24 protein-coding genes and 1 tRNA gene are annotated in these 25106 nt (G+C 62.7%); 10 read left to right on the forward strand and 15 right to left on the reverse strand.

Annotated elements, in window-relative coordinates; all coding sequences use genetic code 11:
* Positions 1-7: 7 nt before the first annotated feature.
* The 5 genes from ACF8C6_RS01985 to ACF8C6_RS02005 all read right to left on the reverse strand — a co-directional run bounded on the left by ACF8C6_RS01985 (position 8) and on the right by ACF8C6_RS02005 (position 4477).
* Positions 8-700, reverse strand: a complete 693-nt coding sequence (locus tag ACF8C6_RS01985; RefSeq protein ID WP_392497759.1) for a 4'-phosphopantetheinyl transferase — start codon at positions 698-700, stop codon at positions 8-10.
* A gap of 244 nt (positions 701-944) precedes the next feature.
* Positions 945-2501 carry an alkyl hydroperoxide reductase subunit F gene (gene ahpF / locus ACF8C6_RS01990; RefSeq protein WP_392497760.1) on the reverse strand — a complete coding sequence of 519 codons (1557 nt, stop codon included), beginning with the start codon at positions 2499-2501 and terminating at the stop codon, positions 945-947.
* Positions 2502-2642: 141 nt separating this feature from the next.
* Positions 2643-3206: an alkyl hydroperoxide reductase subunit C gene (ahpC, locus tag ACF8C6_RS01995; RefSeq protein ID WP_392497761.1), complete on the reverse strand. Its 564-nt coding sequence runs from the start codon at positions 3204-3206 to the stop codon at positions 2643-2645.
* Positions 3207-3349: 143 nt separating this feature from the next.
* Positions 3350-3961: a PilZ domain-containing protein gene (locus tag ACF8C6_RS02000; protein WP_392497762.1), complete on the reverse strand. Its 612-nt coding sequence runs from the start codon at positions 3959-3961 to the stop codon at positions 3350-3352.
* Between the two features lie 63 nt (positions 3962-4024).
* Positions 4025-4477 (reverse strand): PAS domain-containing protein, encoded by a 453-nt coding sequence (locus ACF8C6_RS02005; protein WP_392497763.1) that lies wholly within the window; start codon positions 4475-4477, stop codon positions 4025-4027.
* 101 nt (positions 4478-4578) lie between these two features.
* Here ACF8C6_RS02005 and ACF8C6_RS02010 point away from each other — a divergent pair, with 101 nt between their 5' ends.
* The 6 genes from ACF8C6_RS02010 (at position 4579) to ACF8C6_RS02035 (ending at position 8810) form a co-directional block, all read left to right on the forward strand.
* A complete protein-coding gene (locus ACF8C6_RS02010; protein ID WP_392497764.1) occupies positions 4579-5028 on the forward strand; it encodes a flavodoxin in 450 nt (149 codons plus the stop codon).
* Entirely contained in the window at positions 5028-5495 is a 468-nt protein-coding gene (locus tag ACF8C6_RS02015; RefSeq protein WP_392497765.1) for a cupin domain-containing protein, read from the forward strand. Before ACF8C6_RS02010 ends, ACF8C6_RS02015 begins: the two co-directional genes overlap by 1 nt.
* 96 nt (positions 5496-5591) lie before the next feature.
* On the forward strand, positions 5592-6368 hold the full coding sequence (locus ACF8C6_RS02020; protein WP_392497766.1) for a class II aldolase/adducin family protein: 777 nt from the start codon (positions 5592-5594) through the stop codon (positions 6366-6368).
* Positions 6365-7270 (forward strand): alpha/beta fold hydrolase, encoded by a 906-nt coding sequence (locus ACF8C6_RS02025; RefSeq protein ID WP_392497767.1) that lies wholly within the window; start codon positions 6365-6367, stop codon positions 7268-7270. Before ACF8C6_RS02020 ends, ACF8C6_RS02025 begins: the two co-directional genes overlap by 4 nt.
* A complete protein-coding gene (locus ACF8C6_RS02030; RefSeq protein WP_392497768.1) occupies positions 7249-7779 on the forward strand; it encodes a DUF1569 domain-containing protein in 531 nt (176 codons plus the stop codon). The genes ACF8C6_RS02025 and ACF8C6_RS02030 overlap by 22 nt, the downstream gene beginning before the upstream one ends.
* Positions 7780-7898: 119 nt before the next feature.
* Positions 7899-8810 (forward strand): SDR family oxidoreductase, encoded by a 912-nt coding sequence (locus ACF8C6_RS02035; RefSeq protein ID WP_277692220.1) that lies wholly within the window; start codon positions 7899-7901, stop codon positions 8808-8810.
* 102 nt (positions 8811-8912) lie between these two features.
* Here ACF8C6_RS02035 and ACF8C6_RS02040 read toward each other — a convergent pair whose 3' ends face one another.
* The 3 genes from ACF8C6_RS02040 to ACF8C6_RS02050 form a co-directional block, all read right to left on the reverse strand.
* A complete protein-coding gene (locus ACF8C6_RS02040; RefSeq protein ID WP_392497769.1) occupies positions 8913-9725 on the reverse strand; it encodes a SirB1 family protein in 813 nt (270 codons plus the stop codon).
* 79 nt (positions 9726-9804) lie between these two features.
* Positions 9805-10119, reverse strand: coding sequence for a hypothetical protein (locus ACF8C6_RS02045; RefSeq protein WP_392497770.1), 315 nt, complete (start codon positions 10117-10119; stop codon positions 9805-9807).
* A gap of 200 nt (positions 10120-10319) precedes the next feature.
* Positions 10320-11393 carry a hypothetical protein gene (locus ACF8C6_RS02050; RefSeq protein ID WP_392497771.1) on the reverse strand — a complete coding sequence of 358 codons (1074 nt, stop codon included), beginning with the start codon at positions 11391-11393 and terminating at the stop codon, positions 10320-10322.
* A 163-nt stretch (positions 11394-11556) separates the two neighbouring features.
* Here ACF8C6_RS02050 and ACF8C6_RS02055 point away from each other — a divergent pair, with 163 nt between their 5' ends.
* Positions 11557-12381, forward strand: coding sequence for an ATPase (locus tag ACF8C6_RS02055; protein ID WP_392497772.1), 825 nt, complete (start codon positions 11557-11559; stop codon positions 12379-12381).
* A gap of 258 nt (positions 12382-12639) precedes the next feature.
* On the opposite strand, the gene ACF8C6_RS02060 is transcribed toward ACF8C6_RS02055, so the two are convergent.
* Positions 12640-12715 (reverse strand) — tRNA-Asn (locus tag ACF8C6_RS02060).
* Positions 12716-12784: 69 nt separating this feature from the next.
* Positions 12785-13981, reverse strand: a complete 1197-nt coding sequence (locus ACF8C6_RS02065; RefSeq protein ID WP_277690093.1) for an amino acid aminotransferase — start codon at positions 13979-13981, stop codon at positions 12785-12787.
* Positions 13982-14159: 178 nt separating this feature from the next.
* On the opposite strand from ACF8C6_RS02065, the gene uvrB reads away from it, so the two are divergent.
* Positions 14160-16175: an excinuclease ABC subunit UvrB gene (gene uvrB, locus ACF8C6_RS02070; protein ID WP_392497773.1), complete on the forward strand. Its 2016-nt coding sequence runs from the start codon at positions 14160-14162 to the stop codon at positions 16173-16175.
* An 8-nt stretch (positions 16176-16183) separates the two neighbouring features.
* On the opposite strand, the gene ACF8C6_RS02075 is transcribed toward uvrB, so the two are convergent.
* The 5 genes from ACF8C6_RS02075 to ACF8C6_RS02095 form a co-directional block, all read right to left on the reverse strand.
* The gene (locus tag ACF8C6_RS02075; protein WP_392497774.1) at positions 16184-17110 is read right to left on the reverse strand and encodes a GGDEF domain-containing protein; all 927 of its coding nucleotides are present in this window, start codon (positions 17108-17110) and stop codon (positions 16184-16186) included.
* 201 nt (positions 17111-17311) lie between these two features.
* Entirely contained in the window at positions 17312-18052 is a 741-nt protein-coding gene (locus ACF8C6_RS02080) for a YciK family oxidoreductase (RefSeq protein ID WP_277690096.1), read from the reverse strand.
* A gap of 67 nt (positions 18053-18119) precedes the next feature.
* On the reverse strand, positions 18120-18791 hold the full coding sequence (gene mupP / locus ACF8C6_RS02085; protein ID WP_392497775.1) for an N-acetylmuramic acid 6-phosphate phosphatase MupP: 672 nt from the start codon (positions 18789-18791) through the stop codon (positions 18120-18122).
* A gap of 5 nt (positions 18792-18796) precedes the next feature.
* Positions 18797-19495 (reverse strand): bifunctional 2-polyprenyl-6-hydroxyphenol methylase/3-demethylubiquinol 3-O-methyltransferase UbiG, encoded by a 699-nt coding sequence (ubiG, locus tag ACF8C6_RS02090; protein ID WP_392497776.1) that lies wholly within the window; start codon positions 19493-19495, stop codon positions 18797-18799.
* A gap of 31 nt (positions 19496-19526) precedes the next feature.
* Complete coding sequence (locus ACF8C6_RS02095) at positions 19527-20855, reverse strand: TRZ/ATZ family hydrolase (RefSeq protein WP_392497777.1); 1329 nt, start codon at positions 20853-20855, stop codon at positions 19527-19529.
* Positions 20856-21036: 181 nt separating this feature from the next.
* Here ACF8C6_RS02095 and mtnA point away from each other — a divergent pair, with 181 nt between their 5' ends.
* Positions 21037-22113, forward strand: a complete 1077-nt coding sequence (gene mtnA / locus ACF8C6_RS02100; protein WP_392497778.1) for an S-methyl-5-thioribose-1-phosphate isomerase — start codon at positions 21037-21039, stop codon at positions 22111-22113.
* A gap of 214 nt (positions 22114-22327) precedes the next feature.
* Complete coding sequence (gyrA, locus tag ACF8C6_RS02105; protein WP_392497779.1) at positions 22328-25096, forward strand: DNA gyrase subunit A; 2769 nt, start codon at positions 22328-22330, stop codon at positions 25094-25096.
* Positions 25097-25106: the final 10 nt, after the last annotated feature.

Below are 25106 nucleotides of genomic sequence, written 5' to 3' on the forward strand. Positions count from 1 at the left end.
CGAGGGGTTAGATGGCGACCAGGCTGAGCAGGGAGTCGGCCTGGCTGCGGTAGTGGCCATCCAGCTCGCTACCGCTCGGCCATTCGTGATGCAGGTCGAGCAGCAGGCGCAGGCGTGCCTGCTCGCCGTCGACCTCCAGCAATTCGGCATCATGGAAGTAGAAGCGCCGGCGCACCAGCGGAAAGAGGGCCTTGAACAGGCTCTCCTTGAGCGAGAAGGTCAGGGTCACACGCTGGGCGAACTCGGCCGGAGACAGGCCGCCGCTACGTTGCAGTTCATTCGTTGTGAGGATTTCCGCGGCCAGGCGGGTGGCACGCTCGGGTGGCAGTTGCTGTTCCAGGTCGATGCCCAGGCTGCGCCAGTCGCGGCTCAGCGCCACCAGGGCGGCGGCCTGGCCATGGCCATGGCTGATGGAGCCGCTGATGCCCGCTGGCCAGATCGGCACGCCATCGGCATCGCGGCCGGGAATCAGTGCCTGACCGCAGAGGCCGTGCAGCGCGCTGCGCGCGCACAGGCGCCCGGCCAGGTGCTCGGCCTGGCGCTTGGCCACGCCACGAACCGGGGGGACGTTACAGCGACCGAAGTCCTCGGCCTGCAGTTGTGCCGGGTCGAAACGAGCCTGCACCAGGCAGGTGCCGGGCAGCAGGGCGGGCAGGTCGTTGTGCAGTTGGCAGAAAGGGGGCATATGCATGGCCGGCATTCTGCCGTGGCCAGGGCGAGGCAGCCAACCGTTTGCATTTCTTTACACGGCGTTAACCAAGCACCTACAAAGCAAGCGCTCGTTTTTTGCCAGACTGGGTACAAGCGTTCCATGGGAGCGCTGGTGAGGTTGTAGCCACGGCCGGTGTTGCCGCCGTGGTTTTACTCTACTGATCGAGTACGGGAGCCCATTGGGCTCCCGTTTTTTTTGGTGGTTCTAACCGCGCTACAGCTGATTGGAACGATCAGCTCTGGCGGATCAGATGATCGAAGGCGCTCAGCGAGGCCTTCGAGCCTTCGCCCACGGCGATGACGATCTGCTTGTATGGCACGGTGGTCACGTCGCCGGCGGCGAACACGCCGGGGATGTTGGTGGCCCCCTTGGCGTCGACGATGATCTCGCCGAAGCGGTTGAGTTCCACGGTGCCTTTCAGCCAGTCGCTGTTCGGCAGCAGGCCGATCTGCACGAAGATGCCTTCGAGCTCGACGGTGTGCAGTTCTTCCGTGGTGCGATCCTTGTAGATCAGGCCGGTGACCTTCTGGCCATCGCCCACCACTTCGGTGGTCTGCGCGCTCTTGATCACGGTGACGTTCGGCAGGCTGTTCAGCTTGTTCTGCAGCACGGCGTCGGCACGCAGGGTGTCAGCGAACTCCAGCAGGGTGACATGGGCGACGATGCCGGCGAGATCGATCGCTGCCTCGACGCCGGAGTTACCGCCGCCGATCACCGCCACGCGCTTGCCCTTGAACAGCGGGCCGTCGCAGTGCGGGCAGAAGCACACACCCTTGGCCTTGTACTCCTGCTCGCCAGGTACGCCCATTTCACGCCAGCGGGCGCCGGTGGAAAGGATCACGGTCTTGGCTTTGAGCGAAGCGCCGTTGTCGAACTTCACTTCGTGCAGGCCACCTTCGCTGCTGGCCGGAACCAGGGCGGAGGCGCGTTGCAGATTCATGATGTCGACGTCGTACTGGCGCACGTGCTCTTCCAGGGCGCGGGCCAGTTTCGGGCCTTCGGTTTCCTGTACCGAGATGAAGTTTTCGATGGCCATGGTGTCCAGCACCTGGCCGCCGAAACGCTCGGCGGCAACGCCGGTACGGATGCCTTTACGCGCGGCGTAGATCGCCGCTGCGGCACCGGCCGGGCCGCCACCGACCACCAGCACGTCGAAGGCGTCCTTGGCGTTCATCTTCTCGGCGTCACGACTGCCGGCATTGGTGTCGATCTTGGCGAGGATTTCTTTCACTTCCATGCGCCCGGCGCCGAACACTTCGCCGTTCAGGTAGATGCTCGGCACAGCCATGATCTGGCGGCGCTCGACTTCTTCCTGGAACAGCGCGCCGTCGATCGAGACGTTGCGGATGTTGGGGTTGAGCACGGCCATCAGGTTCAGCGCCTGGACCACGTCCGGGCAGTTCTGGCAGCTGAGCGAGAAGTAGGTTTCGAACTCGAAGGTGCCTTCGATGCTCTTGATCTGGGCGATGGTCTCGGCGTCCAGCTTGGACGGGTGACCACCGACTTGCAGCAGGGCCAGCACCAGCGAGGTGAACTCGTGGCCCATGGGGATACCGGCGAAGGTCACGCCGGTATCTTCGCCCGGACGGTTAAGGGCGAACGACGGACGGCGGGCATCGCTGCCGTCGGTCTTCAGGGTGATCTTGTCGGTCAGGCCGACGATATCGTTGAGCAGTCCGAGCAGCTCTTGCGATTTATCGCCGTCATCGAGGCTGGCGACGATCTCGAACGGCTGGGTGACCTTCTCGAGGTAGGTCTTCAACTGGGCTTTCAGATTGGCGTCCAACATGACGGGATTCCTCTGGCGAATAGCGAATTTCGGACAAACAAACGCCCGGGCGGATCGCGCCCGGGCGTTCGGGCACTTGCGGCTGGATGTCAGCCGACGAAGCGCAAGGCGGGGTGGGGCTCTGTGGCCCCTAGGCAGATCTTAGATCTTGCCGACCAGGTCCAGGGACGGAGCCAGGGTCTTCTCGCCTTCTTTCCACTTGGCCGGGCAAACCTGACCCGGGTTGGCAGCGGTGTACTGAGCAGCTTTCAGCTTGCGCAGGGTTTCCGATACGTCACGGGCGATTTCGTTGGAGTGGATTTCCAGGGTCTTGATCACGCCTTCCGGGTTGATCACGAAGGTGCCACGCAGAGCCAGACCTTCTTCAGCGATGTGCACGCCGAAAGCGTTGGTCAGCTGGTGAGTCGGATCACCGATCAGCGGGAACTGAGCCTTGCCAACGGCCGGGGAAGTTTCGTGCCATACCTTGTGGGAGAAGTGGGTGTCGGTGGTCACGATGTAGACCTCGGCACCGGCCTTCTGGAACTCGGCGTAATTGTTGGCAGCGTCTTCGATTTCGGTCGGGCAGTTGAAGGTGAAGGCAGCCGGCATGAAGATCAGCACGGACCACTTGCCTTTCAGGCTTTCCTCGGTGACCTGGATGAACTCGCCATTGTGGAAAGCGTTGGCGCTGAAGGGTTGAACCTGGGTGTTGATCAGGGACATGAGAGAACTCCTGTTGGGGTTTGGAAACTTGATGCCGCGCATTCTAGCCGCATCGGTCTTAATCGCTAAATTGAATGAAGACATAACCACGATTGGTTTGGCCTATTCGTCTTCACTCTGAGATTGGCAGTTATCTATGACACTCAGCCGGTTGCCTGCAGTTGCGGGTGCCGCTCGCGATATTGTTCGAAGAGAAACTGGCGAATCCGCTCGCCATGTTCGCGATGCTGCAATTGCAGGAAGTAGGCAGCCCGGTTGCCGTCGGTACGGCGAATCAGCTGACCCTGTATCGGCATGCTCTCGGCCCCAGGCAGTGCCAGCCAGAGGTCGAACTGCTCAGGAAGCGGATGACCGTTGTCGGCTTGTAGCAGCAGGCTGCCAGGAGCCAGTTCCAGTACCCGCATGTGGCTGGATTTACCGTTGGCTTGGCGCAGTGCCAGTGGCTTTCTCAGCGTCAGGCGCCAGGGCCGCAGTACTTCACCTTCTTCATAGATACTTGGGGCACCCATCTCCAATTGCAAGCCATGCAGTTCGTCCTCCACCAGCATCAGTGGGAAACTGATACGGCAGTGCTCCAGTTGCGCCTGCAGGCTGAGCTCAGCATGAACGCCCAGACGGCTGAGCAGGGCATTGGCCAGTGGCCCGCCATCGACCTTGAATGCCGGAATCGGCAGGGGATTACCAATCAGTTGGCTGCTGAACAGCTGGCGAATGTAGTCCAGCTCTTCGCCGGACAGGGTGGGATGCTCGGACATGGGCCCCTCCGCGGGTATGCATGATCGCAAGCAATTTCTGAGCCGAATTCGTGTCTGGCGCTATTAACGGGCTGCTTCAAGCGTGGCGATCTCAGCCTTCAGACGTGCTACTTCGGCTTCGAGTTCCCTGACGCGCTGTTTGGCCTCGACCTCGACACTGACATCCTTCTGTATGCCGATGTAGTAGGTGAGCTGGTCACCTTCGTTGAACACTGGCGTGATCGACAGTTCGTTCCAGAACGGTGAGCCATCCTTGCGGTAATTGCGGATGATCTGACGGCAGGGTTTGCCCTCTCGGATTGCCCGGCGGATGGCGACAATGCCGGCCTGATCGCGCTCATCACCCTGCAGGAAGCGGCAGTCCTGATAGAGAATGTCGTCGCCGACATAGCCGGTCAGGCGCTCGAAGGCGGGGTTGGCGTAGATCAGAATGTTGTCCTCACCCTCCTGTTCGGCCACTACGATGCCATCGTTTGAGGCGTTGACCACCAGTTGCAGGAGCTTGGCGTTGATCATCTGCGGTTCTCCGTCGCTAATGGCAAGATTCTAGGGCATCCCGGCTAGATACTCACTTGCGGCATAATGCCCGGCAATTTCAGCATGTTGCGGAGTGATTCATGAAGATTGCCATCCTCTCCGGTTCGGTCTACGGCGCTGCCGAGGACGTTGCTCGCCGCGCCGCCGAAGTGTTCGAGCAGTCCGGTTTCGAGGCCTGGCACAAGCCGGGTGTGGCTCTCGACGAGCTGCTCGCTTTTGCGCCGGAGGCGGTGCTGGTGGTGACCTCGACTACAGGTATGGGTGAGCTGCCGGGCAATATCCAGAATCTCTATTACGCGCTGCGTGACCGTTTTCCGGCCTGGACTGGCATGCCCGGCGCGGTGATCGCCCTGGGCGATTCCAGCTACGACGTGTTCTGTGGCGGCGGCGAGCAGATGCGCGAACTGCTGCTTGAGCTGGGCGTGCGTGAGGTCGTGCCGATGCTGCGCCTGGATGCCAGTGAAACGGTCACCCCGGACGAAGATGCCCAGCCCTGGCTGGCTGAGCTGATCAAGCTACTCAAAGCCTGATGCATCCGCGCGCTGCCCAGTTGGTTCATGAGCTGCAGCTGACCGCTCATCCGGAAGGCGGCTTCTACCGGCGCCTGTTCACTTCGTCGCAATGTGATGCCAGCGGCCGCGCCGCCTCCAGTGCCATTCTCTTCCTGCTACCGGCGGGTGCGGTCAGCCGCTGGCACCGCATCGATAGCGATGAGCTCTGGCATTTTCATGAAGGCGCGCCATTGGAGCTTCTGATCGCACAGACGCCTGATACCGTGCGCCGCGAAGTACTGGGGGCGGTGGCAGCAGGCCAGCTGCCGCAGCGCGTGGTGCCGGCCAATGCCTGGCAAGCGGCGCGCAGCCTGGGGGACTTCACCCTGGTCGGTTGCACGGTGGCGCCGGAGTTTCTTTTCGAGCGCTTTTCCCTGCTGTCTGACGAGCCTCGGGTTCAGGCCAGCTGGCCGCTTTTGGCCGGCAATTACCCCGAGCTGTTATGACCCGCAAGGCCAATGCGCTGGCCTGCAAGGCGACTGGAGCGGGCAAAGGTGGGCGCTAGACTCCTTGGCACAACAACAAGTGCCGAGGTATCCACCGTGAACGCTCCACTCAATCTCCCGAATGTCAAAGATCAGGTTTCCGCTGCCGAGTGGCAGGCTCGCGTCGATCTCGCCGCCTGCTACCGGCTGATCGCCATGCATGGCTGGGACGACCTGATCTTTACTCACATCTCGGCCAAGGTGCCGGGCACCGAAGACTTCCTGATCAACCCCTTCGGCCTGATGTTCCATGAGATCACCGCCTCCAGCCTGGTGAAGCTCGACCTCTCCGGCAAGAAGCTGATGGACAGTCCCTACGAGATCAATCCGGCCGGCTACACCATCCACAGCGCCATCCACGAAGTCCGTCACGACGTCGGTTGCGTGTTGCACACCCACACTGCCGCCGGCATCGCCGTATCGGCGCAGAAGCAGGGCCTGCTGCCGATCTCCCAGCAGTCGCTGTTCGTGCTCTCCAGCCTGGCTTACCACGACTACGAAGGCGTGGCGATCAATCACGAGGAGAAGGTGCGCCTGCAGGCTGACCTGGGCGACAAGCACTTCTTCATCCTGCCCAACCACGGCCTGCTGACCGCCTTCGGTAGCATCGCCGATGCCTTCCTCGGCATGTTCACCCTGCAGCGCGCCTGCGAGGCGCAGGTCATGGCGCAGAGTGGCGGCGCCGAACTGATCCATATCCCGCAACAGATCCTCGACGGTTCCGCGGCGATGATCGCCGGGGTGATGAAGACCAGTCAGGGCATGGGCGGTTCGCTGGCCTGGCCGGCGCTGCTGCGTAAGCTCGATCAGCAGATGCCGGGCTACGACCAGTGAGTGCGCTGCCGGGCATCGCGCTGGCCGAGTGGCGGGCGCAGGGACGCGGCTTCAGCTTCAACGGCCAGGCCATCCGCTACTGGACGGCGGGCGAGGGCGAACCGCTGCTGCTGATCCACGGTTTCCCCACCGCCAGCTGGGATTGGCACTACCTGTGGCAGCCGTTGGCGCAGCGTTATCAGGTGATTGCCTGCGACATGCTCGGCTTCGGCTACTCGGCCAAGCCGCGTGGCCATGCCTACAACCTGCTGGAGCAGGCTGATTTGCAGCAGGCGCTGCTGGTGCATCTGGGGATCGGCGGGCCGGTGCATGTGCTGGCCCACGACTACGGCGACAGCGTGGCCCAGGAGCTGATCGCCCGGCACCAGGAAGGGCGCCTGCGCCTGGCCAGCTGCGTGTTCCTCAACGGCGGCCTGTTTCCCGAGACCCACTATCCTGTGCTGACTCAGAAGCTGCTGCTCGGCCCCTTGGGGCCGCTGCTCGGCCGGCTGTTTTCGCGGCGCACCCTGGCGAAGAACTTCCGTGCGGTGTTCGGCCCCAAGACTCCCCCCAGCGAGGTCGAGCTGGATGCCTTCTGGGCACTGATCGCGCACAACGACGGGCCGAAGGTGATGCATCTGCTGATCCGCTACATCCTCGACCGGCGTGCCAATCGTGAGCGCTGGGTGGCGGCCATGCAGGCTACCGACGTACCGCTGCGGGTCATCGACGGTGCGCTGGATCCCATCTCGGGCGCGCACATGGTCGAGCGCTACCGTGAGCTGATCGAGAGCCCCGACACGGTTTTGCTGCCGGCCATCGGCCACTATCCGCAGACCGAGGCACCCGCAGAGGTGCTTGATCATTATCTGCAGTTCCGTGATCGGCTGGAGGCCAAGACGTGCAGCGACGTACTCTGTTGAAAGGTGCCGCAGTGGGCGGTGTAGCGGTTCTGGGCGCGGGTTTCTGGGCTTTGCCTGCCGGGGTGTCCCCGGCAGCGCTGAGCCTGGACGGGGCTCGCCAGGTGCTGGCGTCGTTCCAGAACAAGGCTCTGGTCAGTCTCAAGGGTTGGAGCCCGAGTGAGGTGTTCAACCACTGTGCGCAGAGTATCGAGTATTCGCTCGATGGCTATCCCGAGCTGAAGCCGGCCTGGTTCCGCCACAGTGTCGGCCCGGCAGCTTTCGTAGTATTCAGCGCCCGCGGCGCCATGCGTCACCCGCTGACCGAGGCCATTCCTGGTGCCGCAGCGCTCGCCGAGCCGGCCAGCCAGGAGGCCGCCTTGCAGCGCCTGCAGGCCGCTTTCGAGCGCTTCGCCGCGCACACTGGCGAGCTGCAGCCTCACTTTGCCTATGGCGCTCTCGATCATGAGGCATATGCCCAGGCACACGTGATGCACCTCTACAACCACCTGAGCTTGCTGCGTCTGGCGTGATAGCTCAGGTGACCATCCCGTCACCTTATTGCCCGATATTCAGTGTCGCCGCGTTTGATTGTCGTTAATGCGGAGCTGCGGGAGACTTGGCTTTTTCCGACATGCCAAGGAGCCCGTTCATGAGCGACGCCATCCGTTTTGAAAACCAGGTAGTGATTGTCACCGGCGCGGGTGGTGGTCTTGGCCGTGCTCACGCACTGCTGTTCGCCAAACATGGCGCCAAGGTGGTGGTCAACGACCTGGGCGGTAGCACCCACGGCGAAGGCGCCAATGCTTCCGCTGCCGACAAGGTGGTGGCCGAGATTCGTGCTGCCGGCGGCGAGGCCGTGGCCAACCATGATTCGGTCACCGAGGGTGGCAAGATCGTGCAGTGCGCCCTGGACAGTTTCGGGCGCGTCGACGTGGTGGTGAACAATGCCGGCATCCTGCGCGACAAGTCTTTTATCAAGATGGAGGATGCCGACTGGGATCTGGTCTACAAGGTCCATGTCGAGGGTGCCTACAAGGTCACTCACGCGGCCTGGCCGCACCTGCGTGAGCAGGGCTTCGGGCGGGTGATTTTCACCGCATCCACCTCCGGCATCTACGGCAACTTCGGCCAGTCCAACTACGGTATGGCCAAGCTCGGCCTGTATGGTCTGACCCGTACCCTGGCCATCGAAGGTCGCAAGAACAATGTGCTGGTCAACGCCATCGCTCCCACCGGCGGTACCCGCATGACCGAGGGCTTGATCCCGCCGCAGGTATTCGAGCAGCTCAAGCCGGAGCTGGTCAGCCCGCTGGTGGTGTACCTGGGCAGCGAGCAGTGCAAGGACACCGGCGGCCTCTACGAAGTGGGTGGCGGCTGGGTCGGCAAGGTGCGTTGGGAGCGTAGCCTGGGCGCCGGCTTCGATCCGCGCGTGGGCTTCAGCCCGGAAGACGTGGCGGCCAGCTGGAAGCAGATTGGCGACTTCGAGGGTGCTGTGCACCCGGATGACAACGTCACTGCCCTGCGCGAGATGATGGCCAACCTGCAAAAGCATGCAGGCTGATGCTTCACTGATGCGGTGCAGTCAGCCAAGCGGCTGATCGTTTCCAGCAAAAGGCCGGCAGTGATGCCGGCCTTTTGCATGGTTGAGATTCAAGGCTGCGGATCAATGCAGCGCGGTGCTGTGTTTGACGCGGCCCGCCAGGTCGAGACGCTGGATCAGCCGGACCCGCTCGTTTTCGTCTTCGCACAGCAACAGAGCGCGCTCCAGGTCGAAGCGCTCGGCTTGCGGGCAGTCCAGTTCGTGGTAGATCGCTGCACGCAGCAGATGATCGGCGCTGTTGGGAGGTGCGAGCAGGAGGATGCGCTCGGCATCCTTCAGGGCTGCCATGTGGTCGCCGGCGACGCTGTGCAGGTTGCACAGGTTGCGCGACAAGCGCAGTAACAGGCCGGGGGCGTCGCAGATCGAAAAGTGTCGGGCCTGGAGTTCTGCCGAGGGGCCGGCGATGCGCTGCAACAGCTCGCGGCAGTCTCGCGTGTACAAGCGGCGGCCATTGCAGGGATCGAGCAGGTGGTCGGCTCCGGGCACACGCAGCAGCAGGTGGCCGGGGAAGTTTACGGCCTGCAACGGAATATCCAGGCGCTGGGCCAGCTCCAGGGCAATCAGCGCCAGTGACAGTGGCTGACCACGTCGGCGCTGCAGCACCAGGTTGAGCAATGCTGCCTGCGGGCGCAATGGCAGGTCATCGTCCTCATGAAACTCCAGTTCGCCCAGGCGCCGCAGCAGTGGTTGAGCCAGGTCTGGTGCGGACAGGTTGGGCAGGCCGGCGGATACCTGCTGGCGCAGGTTGGCGAACTCGCGAAGCACCTCGGCCGGTTGCAGCTGCGGGTGATGTTCGGCGGCTATCCATAAGGCCGCTTCCAGCAAAGCCGGTGGGTTGCTTTCCAGGCAGGTCAACCAGGCGGGACGAGTGGCCATGCGATGCTTCCTGACGAGACTCGATGGGCTGACTATTGACCCTCAGTGGCGACTCGTCCAGTCCGCCAGGCTGTTGTGCTCAGGCGTATACGCGTTGGCCGTGGTACATGCGCACGGAACCACTTTGCTGAGACTGAGCGATCGTCGGGGGTGTCTCTGGCGAGGCTCTGTGGAAGGTATCGCGCGGCTGGGGCTTGCTGGCGCCGTGAAAATCGCTGAGTTCGGCAAGTCGGATGCCCAGTTCACGGGTCGCCTGCTCATTGGAGCGCAGGCAGGCCAGTAACATGGCTTCCACCGCATCCGGTTGGCTCAGGCGGATGTCTTGATTCAGCTCCTCACGCAGGCGACGACGCAGTGCTTGCATGCAGTCCAGAACGGCTTTGTTCAGTTCCATCGGTGCTCCCCAGTCAATCAATACCCGGCGAGTGTGCCGAGCGATGCCTAGGCAGATCCGAGCAAGCCGCGTGCCAGGCTGTGATAAGCCTGATGTGCGGTTTCTCACCAGGGGCGGGGGCAAGCGTGCGCGGGCTTGGTGCGATCTGCACCTGGTTAAGGCGTGGGAGTCCGTTGTCCTGTTCGGACTCCCAGGCTCGTTTAGCGGTTCTGTTCCTTGAAGTTGTCGTCCGATGGCTCCTTGGTGTACGCGCCCTGATCATGGACCAGCTTCTTGCTGCCGTTCATCAAGGTTGTGATGCGGCTGTCTGATGTTTTGGCGGAGGCGGCCTGATTACTGGTGCCGGTGATCAGCGGGGCGCTGAAACTGAAGGACCATAGGTAGTGCCACACCGCTGCGTTGTGTTTCTGGGTCTGCTGGGTCGCGCTGAAGTACCAGGGTTTGAGCTCGGTGAAGGCAGTCATGTTCATCAGCCCGCTATTGGCATCCCCGACAAACACCGTGCTGGTAACCGATGAGCTTCGGTAGGCCTCGAAAATGACACCCTTGCCTTTCAGGGTGCTGACGTAGCTGCGCGATACGGCGCCGGTCCACTGGTTGTTCAGCCAGCTCTTGGCATTGTTTGAGTAGAAGGGGTCGAGCAGCGCGACCCGTTTCGGTAGCAATTTGGCATTGACGCTGCCGGCGGTTACCGCGTCGCTGATCTTCTTGGTCAGTACGATGGCAACCTGGTTACCCAGGGAGTGTCCAAGGATACGGATATTGTTGCCGCTGTAGCCGGCCATGTTGTCCTTGTAACTCTGGAACAGCAGATCGCCGACCGACTGGCTCGGGCCGCTGCTGTAGGCGCCACTGGCATTGCGCCAGCGCATCGCGCGTGGTCCGCTGGCGCTCCAGATCTTGGCTTCGGCGTCGGTGACTTCACCTTCGTCGGCAAACTGGTTCCAGTACAGCACGCCGACGTTGTACCCCGCGTTTAGCCAGACCGCGGCCAGGTCGAGGTTGGGGCCGCCAGCGCTACTGCGATTGAAGGTTTCGCGGTCTTGCCGAGCGGTGGCGCCATTCTGCCAGCCGTGGATATAGATGACCGTGGGTTTGCTGGCGCTGTAATAGGCATTGCTATGCCCGGGAACGGCTTTCTGCCAGGTATCGCCATAGCCGAACCAGTACAGGCCGTAGTCGAGGTTGTTGAAAGTGGAGGTGGGGAATACGCCGGTGGCGGCGTATGCGGTGGACGAAAGCAATAGCAGGCACAGCATGATCAGCTTGCGCATGAGGTATTTCCCTGTGTTGTTTTTGTTGTAGGGCGCGGCTATTTAGCAGGTCGGATCACGTGGTGTCCAGCCGTGCTGCTGATGCCCGGTGGCTCTTAAGCGTGGGGGGGAACGGTTATACTGCCGGCCTCGATTTCTCTTACAGCTGTTACTGAAGGTTCTTATGCGTAATGACGCTCACGATGAGTTGGATCATGTACCTAGTCTGACCACGGGCCCGCGTGATCGCGACGAATTCCAGTTTGATCAGCCTGCTCCACAGGCCCCGCAGAACTCTGCGCGCAGCTATCCGCAGGTGGAGCGCCGTCGTGGTTTCGGCACCGGGCCGCTGTGGGCGCTGGTCGGCGCCCTGATGATTGCCTTGGGTGGGCTCAGTTGGTGGAGCTACCAGCAGGTGTCGCTGATGGAGGCGCAACTGGTTGCCACCCAAGAAAGCTTTGCCCGCATCAGTGAGGAAGCGGCGGGGCGCATTCAGGATATTTCCGGCAAGGTGGTGGCCACTGAGTCCAACGTGACCAGCGACAGCGAAGCCCTGAAGCTGCGGGTCAAGCAATTGGAAACCAAACTGGCCGAACTGAGTAAGCAACAACAGGGCGTCGCCGGGCAGCAAGGCGAGCAGGGCAAGCGCCTCGATCAATTCGCTACCCAGTTGAAGGGGCAGCAGAGTGCCAGTAACGAGTTTGCTAAACGCCTGGACGCGCTGGCTGGCGAGCAGAAGAGCGGCCTGGCTGGCGTGGGCAAACTACAGGAGCAGCTCAAGGGGCTCGATGGAGAGGTCGCGGCACTGAAGAAGCAGGGCGATCCCAGTTCGGCAATTGCGCGCCTGGAGCAGGATCTGCTGGTGCTGCGTAGCGAGTTCGACAACCGTCCGCAGCCGAGCAACAACACAGCCGAATTCGATGCCTTCCGCGCCCAGGTAACACGCAACATCAATACCCTGACGGCGCAGATGCAAAACCTGCAGCAACAACTCAATGCCAGACCCTGAGCGCTACCTTCATCCGCAGCTTTAGCGCAGTCGTTACACATAAGCCCCAGGTGTTCACCTGGGGCTTTTTGATTGGGTTTCGCTGCTCAGGCTCGAATCTGGCTCCGCGACCTGGACTCGACGGCGCTAGCCGAACGCGCTTCAGCGCGGCCCCGAAGGGGTGAGGCCCTTGGGCCGAATAACCGGGGGACGCAGTCCCTGGTGAGAGTCCGGCAGGCAACAAAAAAGCCCCGGGTTTTCACCTGGGGCTTTCGAATTTGGCTCCGCGACCTGGACTCGAACCAGGGACCCAATGATTAACAGTCATTTGCTCTACCGACTGAGCTATCGCGGAACTGCGGTGCGTATCCTACTGATTAAAAAAGAGAAGTCAACACTTTGGATGCTGACTTCTCGATCTCGTTCAGAGCACCTGAGCGATGCCCTGAGTCACCGCAGACAGGTTGCTCTGGTTCAGGGCAGCCACGCAGATACGGCCGGTGCTGACGGCATAGATGCCGAACTCGTTTTTCAGGCGCTCCACTTGCTCGGCAGTCAGGCCGGAGTAGGAGAACATGCCACGCTGACGGGCGACGAAGCTGAAGTCGCGTTTGGCGCCGAGCGCGGCGAGCTGCTCGACCATGGCCAGGCGCATGCTGTGGATGCGCTGACGCATTTCGCCCAGTTCTTCTTCCCACATGGCGCGCAGTTCGCTGCTGCCCAGCACGCTGGCGACCACGGTGGCGCCATGGGTCGGTGGGTTGGAGTAGTTGGTACGGATCACGCGCTTGACCTGGGACAGCACGCGGCCGGCTTCTTCCTTGCTGCTGGTGACGATGGACAGGGCACCGACGCGCTCGCCATAGAGCGAGAAGGATTTGGAGAAGGAACTGGACACCAGGAACTGCAGGCCGGATTCGGCGAACAGGCGCACGGCGAAGGCGTCCTGCTCGATGCCTTCACCGAAGCCCTGGTAGGCGATGTCGAGGAAGGGAACGTGCTCGCGCTCGCGCAGCACTTCCAGCACGGCCTTCCAGTCGTCCAGAGTCAGGTCGACGCCGGTCGGGTTGTGGCAGCAGGCGTGCAGGACGACGATGGAGCGAGCCGGCAGGGCCTTGAGGTCTTCCAGCATGCCGTTGCGGTTCACGCCGTTGCTGGCGGCATCGTAGTAGCGGTAGTTCTGCACCGGGAAACCGGCGGACTCGAACAGCGCGCGATGGTTTTCCCAGCTCGGGTCGCTGATGGCGACCACGGCGTCGGGCAGCAGGCGCTTGAGGAAGTCGGCGCCGGTCTTCAGGGCGCCGGTGCCGCCCACGGCCTGGGTGGTAACCACGCGGCCTTCGGCGAGCAGTGGCGAGCCTTCGCCAAGTAGCAGTTTCTGTACTGCGCTGTCGTAGGCGGCAATGCCTTCGATCGGCAGGTAACCGCGCGGGGCGTGAGCCTCGATGCGTGCGCGCTCGGCTTCGGCGACTGCCCGTAGCAGGGGAATTCGACCTTCTTCGGTGAAATACACGCCTACACCCAGGTTGACCTTGGTGCTGCGGGTATCGGCGTTGAAAGCTTCGTTCAGGCCCAGGATGGGGTCGCGCGGTGCCATTTCGACGGCAGAGAACAGACTCATTTTTTGCGAGAGCTCGGAGAGGGAGGTGGGAACCGGCAACACCCAGTCAAAAGCAGAACTAGGGGGTTGCATAATCGGGCCGGTATTATAGCGGCCTAGTTTGCGCGCCGCGACAGCATGGGGACGCAATTCAATGCTTTGACGCCGGCCGCGGCGGTGCGTCACAGAGGGGCCGTTTATGTCGGAATTTCAGCTCGTCACCCGCTTCAAGCCTGCCGGCGATCAGCCGGAGGCTATCCGTCAGATGGTCGAGGGCCTGGAGGCCGGTCTGTCGCATCAGACCCTGCTGGGCGTGACCGGCTCGGGCAAGACCTTCAGCATCGCCAACGTGATCGCCCAGGTTCAGCGCCCGACCCTGGTGCTGGCGCCTAACAAGACCCTGGCTGCCCAACTGTACGGTGAGTTCAAGAGCTTCTTCCCGAACAACGCAGTGGAGTATTTCGTCTCCTACTACGACTACTACCAACCGGAAGCCTATGTGCCCTCCTCAGACACCTTCATCGAGAAGGATGCCTCGATCAACGACCATATCGAGCAGATGCGCCTGTCGGCGACCAAGGCGCTGATCGAGCGACCGGACGCCATCGTGGTCACCACCGTATCGTGCATCTACGGCCTGGGCAGCCCCGAGGAGTACCTGAAAATGGTGCTGCACCTCGACCGCGGCGACAAGATGGATCAGCGCGACCTGCTGCGCCGCCTGGCCGAGTTGCAGTACACCCGCAATGATATGGACTTCGCTCGCGCCACCTTCCGCGTGCGTGGCGATGTGATCGACATCTTCCCGGCGGAATCGGAGCTGGAGGCCATTCGCGTCGAGTTGTTTGACGACGAAGTGGAAAGCATCTCGGCCTTCGATCCGTTGACCGGTGAGGTGATCCAGAAACTGCCGCGCTTCACCTTCTACCCCAAAAGCCACTACGTCACGCCGCGCGAGACGCTGCTGGAGGCGGTGGAGAAGATCAAGGTCGAGCTCAAGGAGCGTCTGGACTACCTGCGCGGGGCCAACAAGCTGGTGGAGGCGCAGCGTCTGGAGCAGCGCACCCGCTTCGACCTGGAGATGATCCTCGAATTGGGCTACTGCAACGGCATCGAGAACTACTCACGCTACCTGTCCGGGCGTGGCCCGGGCGAGCCGCCGCCCACTCTTTATGACTACCTGCCGGACAAGGCCTTGCTGGTGATCGACGAGTCCCACGTCTCGGTGCCGCAGGTCGGCGCCATGTACAAGGGCGACCGTTCGCGCAAGGAAACCCTGGTGGAGTACGGCTTCCGCCTGCCGTCGGCGCTGGACAACCGGCCGATGCGTTTCGAGGAGTGGGAAGCGGCCAGTCCGCAGACCATCTTCGTCTCGGCGACGCCCGGCCCCTATGAGGCTGAACATGCCGGGCGGGTGATCGAGCAGGTGGTACGGCCTACGGGGCTGGTCGACCCCGAGGTTGAGGTGCGGCCAGCACGTACTCAGGTCGACGATCTGCTCTCCGAGATCCGCAAACGTGTAGCGGTCGAGCAGCGCGTGCTGGTCACCACCCTGACCAAACGCATGGCCGAGGATCTGACCGACTACCTGGCCGACCATGACGTCAAGGTGCGCTACCTGCACTCGGACATCGACACGGTGGAGCGGGTGGAGATCATTCGCGATTTGCGTACCGGCGCCTTCGACGTGCTGGTGGGCATCAACCTGCTGCGCGAGGGCCTGGACATGCCGGAAGTCTCGCTGGTGGCGATCCTCGATGCGGACAAGGAGGGCTTCCTGCGTAGCGAGCGTTCGCTGATCCAGACCATCGGCCGTGCCGCGCGCAACCTGCACGGCAAGGCGATTCTCTACGCCGACAACATGACCGGCTCGATGCAGCGCGCGATTGACGAGACCGAGCGCCGACGCAACAAGCAGATCGCCTTCAACGAGGCTAACGGCATCGTGCCGAAGGGCGTGGTCAAGGACATCAAGGACATTCTCGAGGGCGCCGTGGTGCCTGGCGCACGCAGCAACAAGCGCAGGGCGGCGGCCAAGGCGGCCGAAGAGAGCGCGCGCTACGAGGCGGAACTGCGCTCGCCGAGCGAGATCAGCAAGCGTATCCGTCAGTTGGAAGAGAAGATGTACCAGTTGGCCCGCGACCTTGAGTTCGAGGCTGCGGCGCAGCTGCGGGACGAGATCCAGAAACTGCGCGATCGCCTGCTACAGGTCTGAGGTCCGCCTCAGCCTGCCATGGACAGGCGGTTGCGGCCTTCGCGTTTGGAGACATACAGCGCGCTGTCGGCTCGGTGTTGCAGGCTGTCTGCCGATTCACCCGGCAGCAGCGTGGCGCAGCCGAGGCTGATGGACAGCTCCAGAGTGCGCCCTTCGACCAGGTACTGCAGGCCCAGGATGGCCAGGCGCAGGCGCTCGCCGACCATCTGGGCCGCTTCGCGTCCGGTGTTGGACAGCAGCACCAGAAACTCCTCGCCGCCATAGCGGAACACCATGTCGACATTGCGCAGGCTGTCTTTCAGTGAAGCTGCGACTGCCTTGAGTACCTGATCCCCGGTGCCGTGGCCAAAACGATCGTTGATCGACTTGAAGTGATCGATATCCAGCATCAGCACCGACAGCGGTTGCAGGCTGCGGCTCGCGAGGTCGATCTCGCGCTGCAGGGCCTGGCTCATGGCAATGCGGTTACCGGTTTCGGTCAGCGGGTCGCGCAGTGCGCTCTGCAGCGCCGAGCGGTAGAGCAGGGCGTTGCGCAGGGGGAACAGCAGGCTGGCCAGCAAGGACTCCAGCTGGCCCAGTTCTTCTTCGCTGAAGCGCAGGTTGCGGCGGAAGATCAGCTCGCCGAGGTATTCGCCTTCATGGGTCAGGCGATAGCCGGCCGAGTGACTGGCGCGCTCACCCAGCTCCAGACGCATGTCGGTGGCGGGTTGCTGGTAGCTCAGGGCATCCAGGGGCACCAGGCGCTGCACTTCCTGAAAAAACAGGGCCAGGATGCGATCCGCCTCCAGCGAAGTCTGTAGCTGCAGGCCAAGCTGCTGGCGCAGCTGGGCCAGGCTCACAGGCTTGGCGGCAGGCTGGGTGCGGCGGGCATAGCCCAGGCGCTGCAGCTTGGCGGCATCGAAATCGATGGTGTTGGACTGGGTGTGCTGGACCATGGAGCTGAACCTCTGGCGCAAAGCGCGTTGACACCAGGGGTAAAGCTATTTTTGTGCCAACGTAAAAAATACTAATTAAAACATTGGCTTAGAGATATTTTTAGAGTTTGAGAGGCAGCGTATTGCCGGTTGTTTGGCGGGTATGCTGGCAAAACAATGCCGCCGCGTCAGGGATGCCGGAAAACCGGCACCCCTGCGTCATCACTGAGCGTTGAAGGCCTGGCCATTAACCCCATGGCTGTCCGGTCCCATCAGGTAGAGGTAGACCGGCATGATCTCCTCCGGCAGCGGGTTGTTCGCGGGGTTCTCTCCCGGGTAGGCCTGGGCGCGCATGCCGGTGCGGGTAGCACCGGGGTTGATGCTGTTGGCGCGCACCTTGGCGATGCCGTCGACTTCGTCGGCCAGGGTCTGCATCAAGCCCTCGGTGGCGAACTTGGATACGCCATAGGCGCCCCAATAGGCGCGGCCCTTGCGGCCGACGCTGCTGGAGGTGAACACCACCGAGGCGTCCTCGGACAGCTTGAGCAGCGGCAGCAGGGTGCTGGTGAGCATGAACATGGCATTGACGTTGATCTGCATGACGCGCATGAAATTGTCGCCGGACAGCTGTTCCAGCGGCGTGCGCGGCCCGACGATGGCTGCGTTGTGCAACAGGCCGTCGAGGCGGCCGAACTCGGCTTCGACGGTGGCAGCCAGTTCGTCGTATTGGTGGGGCAGGGCGGTCTCCAGGTTGAACGGGATCACCACGGGCTGCGGATGGCCTGCGGCATCGATCTCGTCGTAGACCTGATTGAGGTTTTCCTCGGTCTTGCCCAGCAGCAGTACGGTGGCGCCATGGGCGGCGAAGGTCTTGGCGGCTGCGGCACCGATGCCGCGGCCGGCGCCGGTGACCAAGATCACGCGGTCTTTGAGCAGGTCGGGGCGGGCTTGGTAGTCGAACATGCTTGATATCTCGTTATGCGTAGGTTGGGTTGAGCCGCGCAGGTTCAGCGCAGCGCAGCCCAATGAGTCAGCAACTGCAGAGTGCGCGATCCAGCAGGGCGCGCAGCTCAAGGGGATGATCCACCACGACATCGGCGCCCCAGTGACGCGGATTGTCCTCGGGATGGATATAGCCATAGGTGACGGCGGCGGTCTTGCAGCCGGCGGCGCGCCCGGCTTCGATATCACGGGCGTCGTCACCGACAAACAAGGTGTCCTGCGGTGCGACACCGATTTTCTCGCAGGCCAGCAGCAGCATGTCCGGCGCCGGCTTGCTGCGTGGCACATGGTCCGGGCAGACCAGGACAGCGGAGCGCTCGGCCAGAGCCAGTTGCTGCATGATCGGCTCGGCGAAGATCACCGGTTTATTGGTGGCCACGCCCCAGATCAGGCGCGATGCCTCGATCTCGGCAAGTAGTTCTGGCATGCCGTCGAATGGCTTGCTCAGTACGGCGCAGTGTTCACGATAGCGCTCGAGGAACTCCAGGCGCAGCGCTTCGAAACCCGCTGTACCGATCTCGATATCGAAAGTTGCACACACCATGGCACGAGCCCCGCCGGAAACTACGTCGCGGATACGTTGCTCGTCGACGGGAGGCAGGTCACGGGCGGTGCGCATGGCCTGGCACACCGCGACAAAGTCTGGTGCGGTGTCCAGCAGGGTGCCGTCCATGTCGAAAAGCACGGCTTGCAGGGCCATTCGCCTTACTCCTCGCGCAGGGTCTGGATCATGTAGTTGACGTCCACGTCCGCCGCCAGCTTGTAGCGTTTGGTCAGCGGGTTGTAGGTCAGGCCGATGATGTCCTTGACCTGCAGGCCGGCAGCGCGGCTCCAGGCGCCCAGTTCCGAGGGGCGGATGAACTTCCTGAAATCATGGGTGCCGCGAGGCAGCAGGCGCATGATGTATTCGGCGCCGACGATGGCAAACAGATAGGCCTTGGGGTTGCGGTTGATGGTGGAGAAGAACACTTGGCCGCCGGGTTTGACCATCTTGTAGCAGGCGCGGATTACCGAGGACGGGTCCGGCACGTGTTCGAGCATTTCCAGGCAGGTGACCACGTCGAACTGACCGGGCATCTCCTCGGCCAGGGCTTCGGCGGTGATTTGTCGGTATTCCACCGCCACGCCGGATTCCAGCTGGTGCAGCTGGGCCACGGCCAGTGGCGCTTCGCCCATGTCGATCCCGGTGACGGTGGCGCCGCGCTGGGCCATGGACTCGCTGAGGATGCCGCCGCCGCAGCCGACGTCCAGCACCTTCTTGCCGGCCAGACCGACGCGCTCGTCGATCCAGTTGACCCGCAGCGGGTTGATGTCATGCAGCGGCTTGAATTCACTCTCGCGATCCCACCAGCGGTGGGCGAGGGCCTCGAATTTGGCGATTTCGGCGTGGTCGACGTTGCTCATGGCGTGCTCTTAAAAAGTCTTGAAGGCGAATTCAGTGTTTGGCGGCGATGCGCTCGCCCCAGGTGCGTGCGTTGGCGATGATGCGCTGCTCGTCCAGGCGCGTCAGGTGGCCGTCGTCGAGCAGCTGCTTGCCGCCGACCCACAGATGCTTCACGCAGCTGCGTCCGCCGGCATAGATCAGTTGTGATACCGGGTCGTAGATCGGCTGCTGAGCCAGGCCGGACAGGTCGAAAGCGGCCAGGTCGGCCAGCTTGCCGGCTTCCAGCGAGCCGATCTCGGCATCCAGGCCCAGGGCTCGGGCGCCATTCAGGGTGACCATGCGCAATGCCGCATGGGCGTTGAGGGCTGTCGCGCTGCCGGCCACGGCCTTGGCCAGCAGGGCGGCGGTGCGGGTTTCACCGAGCAGGTCCAGGTCGTTGTTGCTGGCGGCGCCGTCGGTGCCGATGGCGATGTTGACGCCGGCCTGCCAGAGCTTCTCCACCGGGCAGAAGCCGCTGGCCAGCTTGAGGTTGGATTCCGGGCAGTGGATCACGCTGCTGTTGCTCTCCACCAGCAGCTCGATATCCGCCTGGTCGATCTGGGTCATGTGCACGGCCTGGAAACGCGGCCCGAGCAGGCCAAGGTTGGCCAGCCGCTGCAGTGGGCGCATGCCGTGCAGCTCCAGGCTCTGCTGTACCTCGAAGGCGGTCTCGTGAACGTGCATGTGAATGCCGGCGTCCAGCTCTTCGGCCAGCATCAGCACCTGTTGCAGTTTGTCGTCACTGACCGAGTAGGGCGCGTGTGGGCCGAAGGCGACTTTGATGCGCGGGTGCTGCTTGAGGTCGTCGAACAGGCGCAGGCCCTTGCGCAGGGCTTCTTCGGCGTCGCGCGCGCCGGGGGTGGGGAAGTCCAGCACGGGAATGGTCAGCTGGGCGCGCATGCCGCTCTTGTGCACCAGCTCGCTGGCCACTTCTGGAAAGAAGTACATGTCGGAGAAGCAGCTGACGCCGCTCTTAAGCTGCTCGGCAATGGCCAATTCGGTACCGTCGCGGACGAACTCCTCGTCTACCCACTTGGCCTCGGCGGGCCAGATGTGGTCCTGCAGCCAGTTCATCAGCGGCAGATCGTCGGCCAGGCCGCGGAACAGGGTCATGGCGGCGTGGCCGTGGGCGTTGACCAGGCCGGGGGTGAGCACGCAGTTCGGCAGCTCTCGCACTTGCGTGGCCGGATGGCGCAGTGCCTCGGCGCGCGGAGCGATCAAGGCAATGCGGCCGTCGCGAATGCCCAGGCCGTGATCACGCAGCACCACGCCGGCAGGCTCGACCGGCACCAGCCAGCTGGGCAGGAGCAGCAAGTCGAACGGCTGGCGGGGTTCGGGCATGGCATTTATCCGGGCAAATAAAAAGTGGCGGCAGTATAACTGAGAACCTATCGGTGATCCGCCCAGCGCGCTGCTTGTGCGGATTTGTCGCTGTCGCCGCCCAATGCTGATCATGGCAGCGCGGTGCTGGCTCTGGGTCGTTATACTCCGCGACTTTTTGTTTCAGCTTGTTGGGGATGTGATGCGCGACGAACTGCTGGCGGCGGAGAAGGTAAAGGCCATCGAATGGTGCGGCGGCACGTTGCGCTTGTTGGATCAGCGCGCGTTACCGCATGAGGAAACCTGGCTGAACTATGACTCGGCGGCAGGTGTAGCTGAGGCCATTCGCAGCATGGTGGTGCGCGGCGCGCCGGCTATTGGCATCGCTGCAGCTTTCGGCGTGGTGCTGGCTGCGCGAGCACGTCTGTCACAAGGGGGCGCCTGGCAGGCGGCGCTCGAGGAGGATTTCAAGGTCTTGGCGGATTCGCGGCCTACGGCGGTCAATCTGTTTTGGGCGTTGGGGCGCATGCGTGAGCGGGTGCAGCGTCTGAAGTCGAACGAGGGCGCGCTGGCTGCGCTGGAGGCTGAGGCGCTCGGTATTCTGGAAAGTGATCGCGAGGCCAATCTGACCATGGCGCAGCTTGGCATGGAGCTGATTCGCAAGCATCAGGCTGCTCCCCAGCGGTTGATGACGCATTGCAATGCCGGTGCGCTGGCGACCGGAGGTTTCGGTACGGCACTGGGGGTGATTCGTGCGGCCCATGCGGCAGGGTTGGTCGAGCGGGTCTATGCCAACGAGACGCGCCCCTGGTTGCAGGGGTCGCGCCTGACTGCCTGGGAACTGGCAGGCGACGGTGTGCCGGTCAGCCTGAATGTCGATTCCGCCGCCGCTCATCTGATGAAGGCTGGCGATATTACCTGGGTCATCGTTGGGGCGGATCGCATCACCGCCAATGGCGATGTGGCTAACAAGATCGGTACCTACCAGTTGGCGGTCAACGCCATGCACCATGGCGTGCGCTTCATGGTAGTAGCGCCCAGTTCGACCATCGACATGAGTCTGGAGGAGGGGGAGGACATTCCCATCGAAGAGCGCGATAGTCATGAGCTGCTGGACGTGGCCGGTCGGCGCGTTGCTGCTGATGTGGATGCGCTCAATCCGGTATTCGATGTGACGCCCGCCGACCTGATCGACGCGATCGTCACCGAAAAAGGCGTGGTCGAGCGGCCGGATGCGGCGAAAATGGCGAAGCTCATGTGCCGTAAGCGGTTGCACTGAGCCGGCTGGGCGGGGTAGGTGCGGGGCGTGTGCTGTGGTAAGCTCCGGCAGTTTTCCGACGGCCCCGTGCGGGTCGTCCCACTAGCGCGAATTGTTGGCTTAACTCGTTGATTTGCTGTGGATCGCTGCTGAATAGGCAGCGGTCGCGGCGGACTCCGGCCTCACCTAGGAAGGGTGTGACGGGGTTTCACCAGAATAAGGAACCAGGCTTCTCATGGGCGAACTGGCCAAAGAAATCCTCCCGGTCAATATCGAAGACGAGCTGAAACAGTCCTACCTCGACTATGCGATGAGCGTGATCGTCGGGCGCGCGCTGCCGGATGCGCGTGATGGCTTGAAGCCGGTGCACCGCCGTGTGCTCTACGCCATGAGCGAGCTGGGCAACGACTGGAACAAGCCGTACAAGAAGTCCGCCCGTGTGGTCGGTGACGTGATCGGTAAGTACCACCCGCACGGCGACATCGCGGTGTACGACACCATCGTGCGTATGGCCCAGCCCTTCTCTCTGCGCTACATGCTGGTTGACGGTCAGGGTAACTTCGGTTCGGTGGACGGCGACAACGCTGCGGCCATGCGTTACACCGAAGTGCGCATGGCCAAGCTGGCTCATGAGCTGCTGGCCGATCTGGACAAGGAAACCGTCGACTGGGTGCCCAACTACGATGGCACCGAACAGATTCCGGCGGTCATGCCGACCAAGATCCCCAATCTGCTGGTCAACGGCTCGTCCGGTATTGCCGTGGGTATGGCGACCAACATTCCGCCACATAACCTCACCGAGGTGATCGACGGCTGCCTGGCGCTGATCGACAATCCCGAACTGACCGTCGACGAGCTGATGCAGTACATCCCCGGTCCGGACTTTCCGACCGCAGGCATCATCAACGGCCGCGCCGGCATCATCGAGGCCTACCGTACCGGTCGTGGGCGCATCTACATGCGTGCTCGTGCGACGATCGAGGATATGGAGAAGGGCGGCAATCGCCAGCAGATCATCGTTACCGAGCTGCCGTACCAGCTGAACAAGGCGCGCCTGATCGAGAAGATCGCCGAGCTGGTCAAAGAGAAGAAGATCGAAGGCATCACTGAACTGCGCGACGAGTCCGACAAGGACGGTATGCGCGTGGTCATCGAGCTGCGCCGCGGCGAAGTCGGCGAGGTAGTGCTAAACAACCTCTACGCCCAGACCCAGATGCAGAGCGTGTTCGGCATCAACGTGGTGGCCCTGGTCGACGGCCAGCCGCGTACCATGAATCTCAAGGACATGCTCGAAGTGTTCGTCCGTCACCGCCGTGAGGTGGTGACCCGGCGTACCGTCTACGAGCTGCGCAAGGCGCGCGAACGCGGGCACATTCTTGAAGGCCAGGCGGTTGCCCTGTCCAACATCGACCCGGTGATCGAGCTGATCAAGGCTTCGCCGACCCCGGCCGAGGCCAAGGAGCGCCTGATTGCCACTGCCTGGGAGTCCAGTGCCGTGGAGGCCATGGTCGAGCGCGCTGGCGCCGACTCCTGCCGTCCGGAGGATCTCGACCCGCAATACGGCCTGCGCGAGGGCAAGTACTACCTGTCGCCCGAGCAGGCCCAGGCCATCCTCGAGCTGCGCCTGCACCGCCTGACCGGCCTGGAGCATGAGAAGCTGCTGGCCGAGTACCAGGAAATCCTGACCCAGATCGGCGAGCTGATCCGCATCCTGACCAGTCCTGAGCGTCTGATGGAAGTCATCCGCGAGGAGCTGGAGAAGGTCAAGGCCGAGTTCGGTGACGCCCGCCGCACCGAGATCATGGCTTCGCAGATGGACCTGACCATCGCCGACCTGATTACCGAGGAAGAGCGCGTCGTCACCATCTCCCATGGTGGCTATGCCAAGTCCCAGCCTCTGCATGCCTACCAGGCGCAGCGTCGTGGCGGCAAGGGCAAGTCCGCTACGGGGGTGAAGGACGAGGATTACATCGAGCACCTGCTGGTCGCCAACAGCCACGCTACCCTGCTGCTGTTCTCCAGCAAGGGCAAGGTCTACTGGCTGCGCACTTTCGAAATTCCGGAAGCCTCGCGTACCGCGCGGGGGCGTCCGCTGGTCAACCTGCTACCGCTGGATGAGGGTGAGCGCATCACCGCCATGCTGCAGATCGACCTGGAGGCCGTGCGTGCCCGCTTCGCTGACGAAGAGAGCGATGACGATGACGTGGTTGCCGAGCAGGTTGCCGACGTGGTCGAGGTGGAGGATGCCGAAGAGGGTGATGACGCCGACTTCAGTCAGGATGAGCCGACCGGTGCCTACATCTTTATGGCGACCGCTTACGGTACGGTAAAGAAGACCCCGCTGATCCAGTTCACCAAGCCACGCTCCAATGGTCTGATCGCTCTGAAGCTGGAAGAGGGTGACTCGCTGATCGCCGCCGCCATCACCGATGGCTCCAAGGACGTCATGATGTTCTCCGACGCCGGCAAGGTGATCCGCTTCAAGGAAAGCAAGGTGCGCACCATGAGCCGTATCGCCCGCGGTGTGCGTGGCATGCGCCTGGCTGGCGAGCAACGCATCATTTCTATGCTGATTCCGGAAGCAGGTGCGCAGATTCTTACCGCCTCCGCACGCGGCTATGGCAAGCGCACCCCGCTGGCCGATTACCCGCGTCGTGGTCGTGGTGGTCAGGGCGTGATCGCCATGGTCATCAACGAGCGTAACGGCAAGCTGGTCGGGGCTGTGCAGGTGCTGGACGGTGAGGAAATCATGTTGATTTCCGATCAGGGCACCCTGGTGCGTACACGCGTCGATGAAGTTCGCGGGGCCGGTCGTAACACTCAGGGGGTCATCTTGATCAAGCTGGCCGACGACGAAACCCTGGTTGGTCTGGAGCGCGTACAAGAGCCGTCCGGCGTCGATGAAGACGAGCTGGAGGCGCTGGAAGGCGAAGTCAGTGAGCTGAACGAAGAAACGGTAGCCAGCGCCGATGAGAGTGCGCAAACCGGTAACAGCGAAGAGTGAGAGAGTCGAA

The sequence above is a fragment of the Pseudomonas sp. zbq_18 genome (assembly GCF_043102245.1).
Lineage (GTDB): Bacteria > Pseudomonadota > Gammaproteobacteria > Pseudomonadales > Pseudomonadaceae > Aquipseudomonas.